General features: G+C 66.4%; 9 protein-coding genes and 2 tRNA genes. 4 read left to right on the top strand and 7 right to left on the bottom strand.

Annotated features, from left to right (window positions below):
* Positions 1 to 661: 661 nt before the first annotated feature.
* From ACWD3H_RS18490 to ACWD3H_RS18465, 6 genes are all read right to left on the bottom strand, one after another.
* Positions 662 to 3,298 (bottom strand): valine--tRNA ligase, encoded by a 2,637-nt coding sequence (locus ACWD3H_RS18490; RefSeq protein ID WP_355554602.1) that lies wholly within the window; start codon positions 3,296 to 3,298, stop codon positions 662 to 664.
* Between the two features lie 172 nt (positions 3,299 to 3,470).
* On the bottom strand, positions 3,471 to 4,751 hold the full coding sequence (gene clpX / locus ACWD3H_RS18485) for an ATP-dependent Clp protease ATP-binding subunit ClpX (RefSeq protein WP_030917736.1): 1,281 nt from the start codon (positions 4,749 to 4,751) through the stop codon (positions 3,471 to 3,473).
* A gap of 192 nt (positions 4,752 to 4,943) precedes the next feature.
* Positions 4,944 to 5,588 carry an ATP-dependent Clp protease proteolytic subunit gene (locus tag ACWD3H_RS18480; protein ID WP_030917740.1) on the bottom strand — a complete coding sequence of 215 codons (645 nt, stop codon included), beginning with the start codon at positions 5,586 to 5,588 and terminating at the stop codon, positions 4,944 to 4,946.
* Positions 5,589 to 5,599: 11 nt separating this feature from the next.
* Positions 5,600 to 6,244 (bottom strand): ClpP family protease, encoded by a 645-nt coding sequence (locus tag ACWD3H_RS18475; RefSeq protein WP_030917742.1) that lies wholly within the window; start codon positions 6,242 to 6,244, stop codon positions 5,600 to 5,602.
* A 521-nt stretch (positions 6,245 to 6,765) separates the two neighbouring features.
* A complete protein-coding gene (tig, locus tag ACWD3H_RS18470; RefSeq protein ID WP_451955806.1) occupies positions 6,766 to 8,151 on the bottom strand; it encodes a trigger factor in 1,386 nt (461 codons plus the stop codon).
* Positions 8,152 to 8,360: 209 nt separating this feature from the next.
* A complete protein-coding gene (locus tag ACWD3H_RS18465) occupies positions 8,361 to 9,227 on the bottom strand; it encodes a helix-turn-helix domain-containing protein (RefSeq protein ID WP_030917746.1) in 867 nt (288 codons plus the stop codon).
* A gap of 243 nt (positions 9,228 to 9,470) precedes the next feature.
* On the opposite strand from ACWD3H_RS18465, the gene ACWD3H_RS18460 reads away from it, so the two are divergent.
* The gene (locus ACWD3H_RS18460; protein WP_451955805.1) at positions 9,471 to 9,980 is read left to right on the top strand and encodes an ATP-binding protein; all 510 of its coding nucleotides are present in this window, start codon (positions 9,471 to 9,473) and stop codon (positions 9,978 to 9,980) included.
* 142 nt (positions 9,981 to 10,122) lie between these two features.
* On the opposite strand, the gene ACWD3H_RS18455 is transcribed toward ACWD3H_RS18460, so the two are convergent.
* Positions 10,123 to 10,196: transfer RNA gene (locus tag ACWD3H_RS18455), tRNA-Pro, on the bottom strand.
* 89 nt (positions 10,197 to 10,285) lie between these two features.
* Here ACWD3H_RS18455 and ACWD3H_RS18450 point away from each other — a divergent pair.
* The 3 genes from ACWD3H_RS18450 to ACWD3H_RS18440 all read left to right on the top strand — a co-directional run bounded on the left by ACWD3H_RS18450 (position 10,286) and on the right by ACWD3H_RS18440 (position 13,759).
* A tRNA-Gly gene (locus tag ACWD3H_RS18450) sits at positions 10,286 to 10,356 on the top strand.
* Between the two features lie 273 nt (positions 10,357 to 10,629).
* A complete protein-coding gene (locus ACWD3H_RS18445; protein ID WP_355612528.1) occupies positions 10,630 to 11,988 on the top strand; it encodes a TrpB-like pyridoxal phosphate-dependent enzyme in 1,359 nt (452 codons plus the stop codon).
* Positions 11,989 to 12,172: 184 nt separating this feature from the next.
* Positions 12,173 to 13,759 carry a phytoene desaturase family protein gene (locus ACWD3H_RS18440; protein WP_355554637.1) on the top strand — a complete coding sequence of 529 codons (1,587 nt, stop codon included), beginning with the start codon at positions 12,173 to 12,175 and terminating at the stop codon, positions 13,757 to 13,759.
* Positions 13,760 to 13,763: the final 4 nt, after the last annotated feature.

Raw genomic sequence — 13,763 nt, 5'->3', positions numbered from 1 at the left:
CTCTCCAAACAATGTCTGAACAGTTGCTCCCGGCTGAAAGCACCCATCTCACTGATGGATGTTCAACCAAAGGAATCCGTCCCCCACCCCGATGAAAGGGCAGGTTGGACAGGGTTGTGCTTCATGCACTGGCTTTTAACACACTGTTGAGTTCTCAAGAAACGGACGCGTACACCGTCGTCCGCAGACCCGCGTTCGCGGTGTCCCGGACTTCGGGGCGTTCCATTCCGTGTCACCATCTTATCAGATCTGCCGGGTTTGTGTCAACTTGTCGGCTTCCCGACCATCGACTCAGACCCGCCGAACCCGCTAGGATTGCGACCACCCTGTTTCCAGGGCAACCCCTCTAACTTACTCCAACATCCGGTCGGTGTCCAACTTGTGCAGACACGCCCGATTTGCCAGATTTTCAGAGGGGGCTGCAGGACTTTGCCCTGCCTGAAGAACTCTAGCAGCCTCCTAGGGCCACCATGACCAACTTCCTGGTAACAACTAGGTCTTCCCTGAGACTCAAGCTCTCAAACACGAGAACCCGGAGTCAAAAGACTCCGGGTTCTCGGCTCGCCCCAACTTCCTGACCTGGGCTGTTCCCCTCCCAGCCACCGGCTGGAACTCCGGGTCAGGACTCTCGTACTGCTCTCGAACTCAGGCCATCGGCCAGTCAGCTCGCCGGCAACGCCGCCAGCTGAGCGAGCAACCGCGCGATGTCCTGGTCGGCCTGTGCGGCACGGGACCGCACCTTGGTCACCACATCGTCCGGCGCCTTGGCCATGAACTGCTCATTGCCGAGCTTGGCCGCGACCTGGGCCGCCTCCTTACGCGCCACCGCGAGATCCTTCTCCAAGCGCTTACGCTCGGCGGCCACATCGATCGTCCCCGCCGTGTCGATCTCCACGACAACCCCGCTCACATCGAGACGAGCGGTCGCGGCGAACGAATCGGACGGCTGGTCGAGCCGGAGCAACGACCGGATCGCCCCTTCGTGAGAGGCCAGAGCCGTACCGGCGAGCGAGAGCCGCGCGGCGACCCGCTGCCCTGGCTTGAGGCCCTGATCGGAACGGAACCTGCGCACCTCGGTGATCAGCCCCTGCACCGCGATGATCTCCTCCTCCGCCGAGGGATCACGCAATGACTCCTGGACCGTCGGCCATGGCGCGACCACGATCGACTCGTGCCCGGTGACCGCTCGCCACAGTTCCTCGGTGACGAACGGAACCAGCGGGTGGAGCAGACGGAGCAACGAGTCGAAGACATGGCCCAGCACGAGCCGGGTGTGCTCCTGCCCGGAGGCGATCTGGATCTTGGCGAGTTCCACGTACCAGTCGCAGACCTCATCCCACGCGAAGTGGTAGAGCAGGTCGGAGATCTTGGCGAACTCGAAGTCCTCGAACGCGGCGTCCACCGACGCGACGATCTCCTGGAGTCTGGACAGGATCCACCTGTCGGCGGCAGTCAGTTCCTCAACCGGAAGTTCACCCGTCACGGCACCGTTCATCAGCGCGAAGCGAGTGGCGTTCCAGATCTTGTTACAGAAGTTGCGCGACCCTCCTGCCCATTCCTCGCTGATCGCCACGTCGGAGCCGGGGTTGGCTCCGCGTAGCAGCGTGAAACGGGTGGCGTCGGCGCCGAAGCGCTCGATCCAGTCGAGCGGGTCGACGACGTTGCCGAACGACTTCGACATCTTCTTGCCGTACTGGTCCCGGACCATGCCGTGCAGAGCCACGGTCCGGAACGGCGGCTCGCCGTCCATCGCGTAGATGCCGAACATCATCATCCGGGCGACCCAGAAGAACAGGATGTCGTAGCCGGTCACCAGGACGGAGGTCGGGTAGAACTTCGCCAGTTCAGGTGTCCTGTCCGGCCAGCCGAGAGTGGAGAACGGCCACAACCCGGAGGAGAACCAGGTGTCGAGGACATCGGGGTCCTGGACGTAGCCATCGGGTGCCTGCTCGTCGGGGCCGACGCAGACGACCTCACCGTCGGGGCCGTACCAGACCGGGATACGGTGCCCCCACCACAGCTGCCGGGAGATGCACCAGTCGTGCATGTCGTCGACCCAGTCGAAGTAACGCTTGGCCAGCTCCGGCGGGTGGATCTTCGTCCGGCCGTCACGGACCGCGTCGCCCGCCGCCTTCGCCAGGGGCGAGACGTTGACGAACCACTGGAGTGAGAGCCGCGGCTCGACCACGGTCTTGCAGCGCGAGCAGTGCCCGACGGAGTGCAGGTAGGGGCGCTTCTCCGCCACGATCCGGCCCTCGGCGCGTAGTGCGGCCACCACTGCGGGCCTGGCCTCGAAGCGGTCGAGCCCCTGGAACGGGCCGTGGGCCGTGACCACACCGCGCTCGTCCATGATCGTCAGGGACGGCAGCGAGTGGCGGCGTCCGATCTCGAAGTCGTTCGGGTCGTGCGCCGGGGTGACCTTGACCGCTCCGGTGCCGAAGGCCGGGTCGACGTGCTCGTCGGCGACGATCGGGATGAGACGCCCGGTGAGCGGTAGCTCCACTTCCCTTCCGATCAGGTGCGCGTAGCGCTCGTCGGAGGGGTGCACGGCCACGGCGGTGTCACCGAGCATCGTCTCGGCCCGGGTCGTGGCGACCACGATGGAGTCGTCGCCGTCGCCGTAGCGGATCGAGACGAGCTCGCCCTCGTCCTCGCTGTGCTCGACCTCGATGTCCGAGAGCGCGGTCAGGCAGCGCGGGCACCAGTTGATGATGCGCTCGGCGCGGTAGATGAGCCCGTCGTCGAAGAGCCTCTTGAAGATCGTCTGAACGGCGCGGGAGAGTCCGGGGTCCATGGTGAAGCGCTCGCGTGACCAGTCGACGCCATCGCCGAGTTTCTTCATCTGGCCGAGGATCCGGCCACCGGACTCCTCCTTCCACTGCCAGACCCGTTCGACGAACGCCTCTCGGCCGAGGTCGTGCCGGGACAGGCTCTCCTTGGCGAGTTCGCGTTCGACGACGTTCTGGGTGGCGATGCCGGCGTGGTCCATGCCTGGCAGCCAGAGCGTCTCCTGGCCGCGCATGCGAGCGCGCCTGGTCAGCGCATCCTGGATCGAGTGGTCGAGCGCGTGGCCGATGTGCAGGACACCGGTCACGTTCGGCGGAGGCAGGACGATGCTGTAAGGCTCGCGCTCGCCGCTCGGATCAGCGGTGAAGTATCCCTCCGATACCCAGCGCTCGTAGCTCCGGGTCTCCACGTCGGCAGGTGTGTACTGGGTGGGCAGCTCTGGCGTCGTCACGATGCCCAAGTCTAGGGATGTCCGCGCACTCGATGTTCCCCAGCCGAAGAGTTGCGACATGTTCCCCCATCTCGCGAGCCCCGCCATGCCATCGGCCCCGCGGACCGGCTGCGGAAATCGTCCGGCGAATGCGCCACCGGCCGGCCCGGCGGAAACCGCCGGAAACGGCGACGCCCCCGCAGGATCTCCCTGCGGGGGCGTCAGCCGTGAAAACCGGTTTGTCCAGGCTGGATCACGCGGACTTCTCGCGTGGCGGCCGCTGCTGCTTGTTGAGCTGGTCACGCGGCACGAGCGTGGGGTTGACGTGTTCGAGAACCGACTCGCGGGTGATGACGACGCGCGCCACATCCTGCCGCGACGGCACCTCGTACATCACCGAGAGGAGAACCTCCTCCAGGATCGCTCGCAGGCCACGGGCGCCGGTACCGCGCAGGATCGCCTGGTCCGCGATCGCCTCAAGTGCGTCGTCTGTGAACTCGAGTTCGACATTGTCCAGCTCGAACAGGCGCCGGTACTGCTTGACCAGGGCGTTGCGCGGCTCGGTGAGGATCTGGATGAGCGCCTCACGGTCAAGGTTGTGAACGCTCGTGATGACCGGAAGCCGGCCGACGAACTCGGGGATCATGCCGAACTTCAGCAGGTCCTCGGGCATGACGTCCCCGAAGATGTCGGAGCTGTCGATGTCTTCCTTGGAACGGATGATCGCGTTGAAACCGATGCCCTTGCGGCCGATCCGGGACTCGATGATCTTTTCGAGACCGGCGAAGGCCCCACCGCAGATGAACAGCACGTTGGTGGTGTCGATCTGGATGAACTCCTGGTGCGGGTGCTTACGGCCGCCCTGCGGCGGCACACTCGCGGTCGTGCCCTCCAGGATCTTCAGCAGGGCCTGCTGCACGCCCTCACCGGAGACGTCCCTGGTGATCGACGGGTTCTCGCTCTTACGAGCGATCTTGTCGACCTCGTCGATGTAGATGATGCCGGTCTCGGCCTTCTTGACGTCGTAGTCGGCGGCCTGGATCAGCTTGAGCAGTATGTTCTCGACGTCCTCGCCCACGTAGCCCGCCTCTGTCAGGGCTGTGGCGTCGGCGATGGCGAACGGAACGTTCAGCATCTTCGCCAACGTCTGGGCGAGCAGCGTCTTACCGGAACCGGTCGGGCCCAGGAGCAGGATGTTGGACTTGGCCAGTTCGATGCCGTCGTCACGCCCGCGCTCGCCGGACTGCACCCGCTTGTAGTGGTTGTAGACCGCTACGGAGAGAGCCTTCTTCGCCTGGTCCTGACCGATGACATAGGCGTCGAGGAATTCGTAGATCTCCCTCGGCTTGGGAAGGCTGTCCCACTTGAGCTCAGAGGACTCGCTGAGCTCCTCCTCGATGATCTCGTTGCAGAGGTCAATGCACTCATCGCAGATGTATACGCCGGGTCCGGCGATGAGCTTTTTGACTTGCTTCTGGCTCTTTCCACAGAAAGAGCACTTCAGCAGGTCTCCCCCGTCGCCGATGCGTGCCACCCCAGATACTCCTTTGCGTGGGACCGCCCTGGCTGCCGCGGTCCGTTTCTTCCGACCGGCCCGATACCCGATCGAAAAGTCATCCCGCTTAGGTTTCGACGTTACCGTCTTCTGAGCCCTCAGTGAGCCCCCTAGCGGCGAGTCGCACCGGAACGTGCCCGATTCGGCACGGTTCCGGTGCGATATGCCTCGTTAGGAGGCTACGGCCTTCGCGAGCTTCTTGCGGGACGGGATGATGTCGTCGATCAGCCCGTACTCCTTGGCCTCCACGGCGTCAAGGATCTTGTCCCGCTCGATGTCCTTGCGGACCGCCTCCGGCGCCCTGCCCGAGTGCTGAGCGATGATGCTCTCCATCTGCGCGCGCATCCTGAGGATCTCACGCGCCTGGATCTCAATGTCGCTTCCCTGGCCACCCCCCTCGGTGGAGGGCTGGTGGATCAGCATGCGGGCGTTCGGCAGGGCGAAGCGCTTGCCGGGCGTGCCGCCGGCCAGCAGGACCGCCGCCGCCGAGGCCGCCTGGCCCAGACAGACCGTCTGGATCTCCGGCCGGACGAACTGCATCGTGTCGTAGATCGCCGTCATGGCGGTGAAGGAACCGCCCGGCGAGTTGATGTAGATGCTGATGTCACGGTCGGGGTCGAGCGACTCCAGGGTCAGCAACTGCGCCATGACGTCATTGGCCGACGCGTCGTCCACCTGCACGCCGAGGAAGATGATGCGGTCCTCGAAGAGCTTGGCGTACGGGTTCATCTCCCGCACGCCGTAGGACGTGCGCTCACTGAAGGACGGAAGAACGTAACGGCCGTTGATGTCTCCCGGCCGGATCAACTCACTCACCTTGTGCCCCTTCAGGAGACGGCGCCCGTGGAGGGCACCTGTCGAGCGCTGCGCACGACCTGGTCGATGAAGCCGTAGTCCTTGGCCTCCTCGGCCGTGAACCAGCGGTCACGGTCGGAGTCGGCCTCGATCTGCTCCAGATTCTGACCGGTGTGGAACGCGATGCGCTCGGCGAGGGTCTTCTTGACATATAGCATCTGCTCAGCCTGGATGGCGATGTCGGCTGCGGTGCCGCCGATGCCGCCGGACGGCTGGTGCATCATGATGCGAGCGTGCGGCAGGGCGTAACGCTTGCCCCGCTCGCCGGCGCAGAGCAGGAACTGGCCCATGGAAGCGGCCAGACCCATCGCGACCGTGCACACATTGTTAGGCACGTATTCCATCATGTCGTAAATCGCCATCCCAGCGGTCACGGAACCGCCTGGCGAGTTGATGTAGAGCCAGATGTCGCGCTCTGAGTCGTCCGCGGCGAGCAGCAGCAGCTCTGCGCAGATTCGGTTGGCGATCTCGTCGTTGACCTGGGTGCCCAGCACGATGATGCGCTCACGCAGCAGCCGCTGGTAGAGCTGGTCTTCGAGCCTGAACGAGCCATTCGGCTGGCTCATCGACTCGGGCCCGGAGCCGGTCGGCTGGTAGAAGGTCGGCGGGCTGGTCACAGCGTCACCTTCCGATGCGTCGTAATCGATTGGCTTTGCTTGTGACCTTAACGCGCGTGGCCTACCGGACATGCCCCCTCAACGCACTGTTCGCTGACGGCGCATGCTGCCCGCCGCCTCCGCACCGTGCCTGGAACCTCCCGCCGCGCGCCTCGGTAAAGGCTCGGAAACCTGAGCCCGTACGGCGTGTCGGAGCTCGCGGGATACGTGTGCGGACGCCGGAAGCGGATCGCGAAGGACCGCTGAGAGGACTTCCGGCGCGAAAAGAGAGGGGGATCGCGGCTCTCAGAGGGCCCAGGAGCCTGCGAACCCCTTGGAAGCCGGGGAGGAACCGGAGGAGTCCAGGAGAGCGCCAGGGCAGCGCTCTGCGGCGCGCTCACCCCCACATCGCCCTCGGCTCGGCCTCGGAGGAGCGGCCGAAGGCCCTGACCGGGACCGGGAGAGCGCGGACGCCCCCGTCACGCTGAGCGCGGCGGGGGCGTCCGGGGCACTCGACGGCACCCCCTCGCTTCGGCCTGGGACTACTTCGCGGCGTCAGCCTCGGGAGCCTCGGTGGCCTCCTCGGTCTCGGCGGACTCCTCACCGTTGATCTCGGTGTAGATGGCCTTGAGGTCGACCTCGTTGCCCGCCTCGTCGGTCACCTTCGCGGCATCGCCGATGACACTCTTGGCCTTGTCACGGACGATCTCGACCATGGCCAGCGTGAGCTGGTCGTTGTCGGCCAGGTGCTGGGCCAGCGTGTTGGGCGCGACGTTCATCTGCATGGCGCGGCGCACCACGAAGTTGGTCAGCTCCTGCTCGCTGACGCCGAGCTCCTCGCTCTTGACGATCTTGTCGAGGACGAAGCCCGTCTTGAGCGCCTTCGCGGCGCTCTCGTCGAACTCGGCGAGGCGCTCCTCCTCGGTGGTCTGGTAGAGGCGGAAGAACGCCTCCTTGCTCAGGCCACTGTCGGCGATCTGGTGCTCGAGGTTGTGCTTGCGGTTGTCGACCTCGACCTTGAGCGCGCTCTCCGGCAGCGGAATGTCGATCTTGCCGAGCAGGGCGTCGAGCGCGTTCTCACGGGCCTGGACGACCTGGTCGATCAGCTTGTTGCGGCGGGCCTGCTCGCTGATGCTCGCCTTGAGCTCGTCAAGGGTGTCGAACTCGCTGGCGAGCTGGGCGAACTCGTCGTCGAGCTCGGGGAGGACCTTCTCCTTGACGCTCTTGACGGTGATGGTGACCACGGCCTCCTCGCCGGCGTTCTCGCCGCCGACCAGGTTGGTGGTGAACTCCTTGGTCTCACCGGCGGACAGGCCGACCAGGGCGTCGTCCAGGCCCTGCAGCACCGAGCCGGCGCCGACCTCGTAGGAGACGTCGTTGGCCTGCTGCTCCTCGATGTTGACACCGTCGATCGAGGCGGCCAGGTCCATGACGACGAAGTCGCCTGCGGCGGCGGCGCGCTCGACGCCGGTCAGCGTGGCGAAACGCTGGCGCAGGCCGTCCAGCTGGGTGTCGATGTCGGAGTCGGAGACCTCGGAGACCGGGACGGTCACCTCGATGCCCTGGTAGTCGGGGACGTCGAACTCGGGACGGATGTCCACCTCGGCGGTGAACTCGACCTGCTGACCGTCCTCGATCTTGGTGACCTCGATCTCCGGCTGGCTGACCGGGAAGATCTCGCTCTCGTCGACGGCCTGGCCGTACAGCTTGGGCACCGCGTCATTGAGGGTCTCCTCCAGCACCACCGCGCGGCCGAACCGCTGCTCGATGATGCGGGCCGGAACCTTGCCGGGGCGGAACCCGGGGACGCGCACCTGCTGCGCGACCTTCTTGTACGCCGCCTGCAGGCTCTCACCGAGCTCCTCGAACGGCACCTCGACGGTAAGCCTTACCCGGGTCGGGCTGAGCTCCTCCACAGCGGTCTTCACGGGGTCGTCTCCTTGATCAAACTTCGAGTGATCGCGGGCGCGCCAAGTCGTAGCGGCTATCGCGGCAAGCTCTCGCGCCGCGCCCACATGAGTGGCACCTGGCACAGCCATCGAGACGCGCGAGATTAGGGCACGCTCCACTGCGGCGGGTGTTCAGCGCCGCAGGCCAGTCTAGGGCAGAGCGGCACCTTGGAGCGACCAATGGCCGCTCAGTCCTCCTTGATGATCCGCCTCAGGATGTCGTTCGTCTCACCGGGGGTGGTGCTGACCGCGCACAGCCGTTCCATGACCTCGCTGTAGCGGTCGACATCCTCACGCTTGTCCAGGTAGAGGGCGCTGGCCAGCTGCTCGACGTAGACCACGTCCGGGAGCTCGCTGTCGTTGAAGCGGAGCACGCTGAAGGCACCGCCCTCCGCGCTGTGACCGCCGAAGCTGAAGGGCATCACCTGGATTGTGATGTTCGGCTGCCGCATGAGGTCGAGCAGGTGCTCCAGCTGTGCCCGCATGACGTCCGCACCACCGATGGGACGCCGCAGCGCGGCCTCGTCGATGACGGCCCAGAAGAACGGGCCGTCGGGCCGCCTGAGCACCTGCTGGCGCTCCATCCGCAGGTCGACCCGGCGGGTGATCTCGTCGGGCGCTATGCCGGCGCTCCCCGCGGTGATGACCGCCCTGGCGTACTCCTTCGTCTGCAGCAGGCCCGGCACGAACTGCACCTCGTACGTACGGATCCGGGAGGCTGCCTCCTCCAGGCCGACGTACGTCTGGAACCATGAGGGCAGCAGGTCGTTGAACCGGTGCCACCAGCCGGGTTCGTTGGCTCTGAGCAGCAGATCCATGATCGCCGACCGGGCGCGATCGTCCTCCACCCCGTAGAAGGTGAGCAGATCCGCCACATCGCGCTCTCTCAGGCCAACCCGGCCGAGCTCCATCCTACTGATCTTGGATTCGGATCCGCGGATCAGATGGCCTGCCTCCTCTCGCGAGAGCCCCTTGGCCTCGCGCAGACGACGCAGTTGGGAGCCTAAGAGGATACGCAGAGCTGTGGGACCTGATCCCGGTTGAACCTGCGCCACTTCGCCTCCCTCTCTACTTGGGCCAGCGCACACAGTGTCACTACTTCCGGCCGCTATGACAAGGTCTCAAGTCACTGCCCAATTCGCCAAGTCGCCGACCTAACCGTCCATGCTGCTGCACATTGCAACTGCACGTGCATTTGGGTCTTGCAGCAGACGTTCCAGTGACCCATGATGGCTTAGTGCATATTGGGCTTATGGTGCACAAGCTCTGAAAACTCTCACGTGGTACGGAGACTCACGATGACAGCGGGAGGTACCGGCAGGATGGTGGAGGAGCCAAAATCGGCTGCCGACTACCTGCAGGCGACCCGCGAGGCGAGCTTTGACGAGCTGCTCGAGGCCAACCAGTCCGACGCCACCGCATGCCCTCTGCCCAGCCAGGCCGACTCGGTGAAGACCGCCCGGGACGTGACACGCTCGACGCTCCGCGACTGGGGACTGGCGGAGCTCAGCGATGACGCAGCGCTAGTGGTTTCGGAACTCGTCACCAACGCGGTCCGTTACGCGCTGTGTCCGCCCGGCCAGCCGGGAATCACCCCGATCACGCTCGTCCTGCTGCGTCTCTCGCCCCACGTGCTCCTGGCCGTGATGGACCCCAGCAACGAGGTTCCGACCCCCAAGGAGCCGGACTTCATCTCGGAGAACGGCCGGGGCCTCTACATCGTGGAGACCTACAGTCAGGGCTGGGGCTGGGACTACCTCAACTGCGGCGGCAAGGCCGTCTGGGCCCTCTTCAGCGCCCACCGCTGACGTTCCGCACCGCGCTCCCGCGCCGCGAGGCGATCTTCCAGACATGCGTCATCCATGTGCCCTGCCTGTCTCGCCTGGCCGAGAACTCGCCCCCCGTACAACGAGAAACCGGGCACCGGTCGGAACCGATGCCCGGCATGCGTCGGGGTGACAGGATTTGAACCTGCGGCCCCCTGCTCCCAAAGCAGGTGCGCTACCAAACTGCGCCACACCCCGGTAGGTCGAGTGCGCGCACGCTCCGGAACTCCGGTACGCTTACGCCCTGACGAACGGATGAAGTCTAGACCAGACTGAAGCCGCTTCGCGCGGACGTAGCTCAATGGTAGAGCCCCAGTCTTCCAAACTGGCTACGCGGGTTCGATTCCCGTCGTCCGCTCCGAATGGCTTAGGGCCAGCTCAGACCCCTAGTGGGCGAGCTGGCCCTACTGCTTTCCCGGGGCTTTTTCCCGCTTTCAGAGTCGTTATATGAATGATGGTTTCTCCGCGTGGCGGGCGTGTTCAGGGGCGCGGATTCTCTTGCCGGAAACCGATCGGGCCGTCGTGGCCTCGGTGGCGCGGGTGTCGCGAGGAACCGGGACGTCGCGCGCGAGCTGAACTACGGTGGGTGATGAGAACGGCACTGAGTGGATCCGACACGTGGAGGCACCCGATGACCGAAGCCACCCGAATCCTGCTCGACGAGTCCCGTATCCCCCACAACTGGTACAACATCGTGGCCGACCTCCCGGTCCCGCCGCCACCGATCCTGCATCCGGCCACCTCGCGGCCCGTCGAGCCGGACGATCTCATGCCGCTGTTCCCGGTGGAGCTGATCGACCAGGAGGCGAGCGCCGAACGGTTCGTCCCGATCCCGGCGAGCGTCCGCGACGTCTACCGGCTCTGGCGGCCCACCCCGCTGATCCGGGCCCGCAGGCTCGAACGTGCCCTCGGCACCCCCGCGAGGATCTACTACAAGTACGAGGGCGGCTCACCCGCCGGCTCGCACAAGCCGAACACCGCCGTCCCGCAGGCCTACTACAACGCGCGCCAGGGGGTCGGGAAGCTGGTCACGGAGACCGGGGCGGGCCAGTGGGGCTCGGCACTGGCGTTCGCCTGCGCGCAGTACGGCCTGGAGTGCGAGGTGTGGATGGTCCGCGTTTCGTACGACGGGAAACCCGGCCGCAGGAGCCTGATGCGGGCCTACGGCGCGACCGTGCACCCGAGCCCGTCCCCACTGACGGCGTACGGCGCCGAGGCGCTGGCCCACGACCCCGACTCGCCGGGCAGCCTCGGCATCGCGATCAGCGAGGCCGTCGAGGCCGCGGGGGCCGAACCGGGCACCCGGTACGCGCTGGGCAGCCTGCTGAACCATGTGCTGCTGCACCAGACGGTGATCGGCGAGGAGGCGATCGAGCAGATGGCCGCGTTCGGCGAGGCACCGGACATGGTCGTGGGGTGCACCGGAGGCGGTTCCAACTTCTCCGGGCTGGCCTTTCCGTTCCTGCGGGAGAAGCTGGCCGGGCGGATGGCCCCGGTGATCCGGGCGGTCGAGCCGGCGGCCTGCCCGTCCCTCACCAGGGGCGTCTACGCCTACGACTTCGGCGACGCCGCGGGGCTGACCCCGCTGCTGAAGATGCACACCCTGGGCCACGGCTTCGTCCCCGATCCCATCCACGCGGGTGGGCTGCGCTACCACGGCATGTCCCCGCTGCTGTCGCACCTGTACGAACTGGGGATGTTCGAGGCGGTGGCCATGGGCCAGAACGACTGCTTCGAGGCGGGGCTGCGCTTCGCCAGGTCCGAGGGGGTCGTCCCCGCCCCCGAGGCGGCCCACGCGCTGGCCGAGGTCGTCGCCGAGGCACTGCGGTGCAGGGAGACGGGTGAGGAGAAGGTCCTGCTGACCGCGGTGTGCGGGCACGGGCACTTCGACCTGGACGGCTACGACCGCTACCTGTCGGGGCGGCTTGAGGATCTCTCGCTGCCGCAGGACCGGATCGACACGGCCCTGGCCGGGCTGCCCTCCCTGTAGCCCGGCACGCACCGGGAACTCAGGGAGTTCCCGGTGCGGCCTGGTGCGGCCACTTCGTCGGCTAAGCGCCACTAAGTCCTAGTCCATGTGGAAATATCTACGAATCTCTGTTAAACACAGGGTTCGCATATAGATCATTCTTTACAATCCTCCATACCAGCAGTCAGAGTGCCCTGGAGGGAACGTGTCGGAGTTCGACGGCGTCATCGTGGGCGGGGGCCACAACGGCCTCACGTGTGCCGCCTACCTCGCGAAGGCGGGGTTGTCGGTCGCGGTCGTCGAGCGCAACGACGTCGCCGGCGGTGGTTGCAGCACCCAGGAGCTCACCCTCCCGGGGTTTCGGCACAACACCCACAGCAGCTACCACTTCCTGGAGGAGGGCCCGGTCCCCGCCGACCTGGAACTCCAGCGGTACGGCCTGAGCTACGTCTATCCCGAGACCCAGCACGCCACGATCTTCCGGGACGGCCGGGCGATCACCGTCTACACCGACCCCAAACGCACCGCCGACTCCTTCGCCCGGTTCTCCAAGGCCGACGCCGAGCGCTGGCTGGAGCTGCACGAGCGCTACGCCGAGGCGGCCAGGGAGCTGATGAACGGGTTCCTGTACTCCAGCCCGCTACCGCCCCCTGTGCTCGCCGAGCGGCTCAAGGGCGACCTGGGCCGCGACCTGATGAGCTACATGCCGCTCTCGCTGTACGAGGCCGTCGACAGGAACTTCGAGAGCGACCAGGTCAGGGTCCTGTTCAAATCCTTCCTGCACGCCATCTCCATCGAGGACGTGCCGGGCACCGGCGGATTCTTCCCCCGGCTGCTGTCGCGCATCGCCCGGCTCGGCGTGCCCGTGGGCGGTGCGGGGAACGTCGCGAGCGCGCTGCGCGCCGTCATCGAGGAGCACGGCGGCACCGTGGTGACCGGCGCCCATGTCGAGCGGATCCTCGTCGATGACGGGCGGGCCACCGGGGTGGAGCTGGCAGGCGGCGACGTTCTCACCGCCCGCCGGTTCGTGGCCAGCGCGGTGGACGCCCCGCAGACCGTCCGGCTGGCGGGCCCGGAGAACTTCGGCCCGGAGATCGCGGCCAAGGTCGAGGACTACAAGTGGGCCGGGCACAGCCTCGTCACCCTCCACCTGGCACTCGACGAGGCGCCGCGCTACCGGGCCGCCGAGTTCGAGCCCGACGTGGACCGGGCCTTCCTCGTCGTGCTCGGCGCCGACGACAGCGAGCAGCTCGGCCGCACCTTCGACCAGATCCATCAGGGACAGCTGCCCGACCGGCTGGCCGGCAACGGCGCATGCCCCTCGCTGTTCGACCCCTCGTACGCGCCGGACGGTAAACACGTGGCCTTCTGGTGGCCATGGGCCCCGTACGACCTCGGTGGCGACGCGGCGAACTGGGACCGTCGGCGCGAGGAGGTCGGTGAGCGGCTGCTCGCCGAGTGGGCCGAGTACGCCCCCAACCTCGCGGGAGGCGCCGTCCTCGGCAGGCGGGTCTTCTCACCGCTCGACATCGAGCGACACTGCGTCAACATGGTGCGAGGCAGCCACCACGTGGGGGCCTACGAGCCGTCCCAGCTGGGCGGCAACCGGCCGGTCCCCGAGATGGGCCGATACCGCACCCCCATCGACGGCCTCTATCTCTGTGGCGCCAGCAGCCACCCCGGCGGCTCGGTCTCCGCGGCCCCCGGATACAACGGCGCCAACGCCATCGCAGAAGATCTCGAACTGGCAACCTGGTGGACGCCGGTTCCCGCACCCCGGTGGAGCGAGTGAAGTC

It is taken from the genome of Streptosporangium sp. NPDC002607 (genome assembly GCF_053592655.1).
This window is presented reverse-complemented; position numbering and strand designations above follow the sequence as displayed.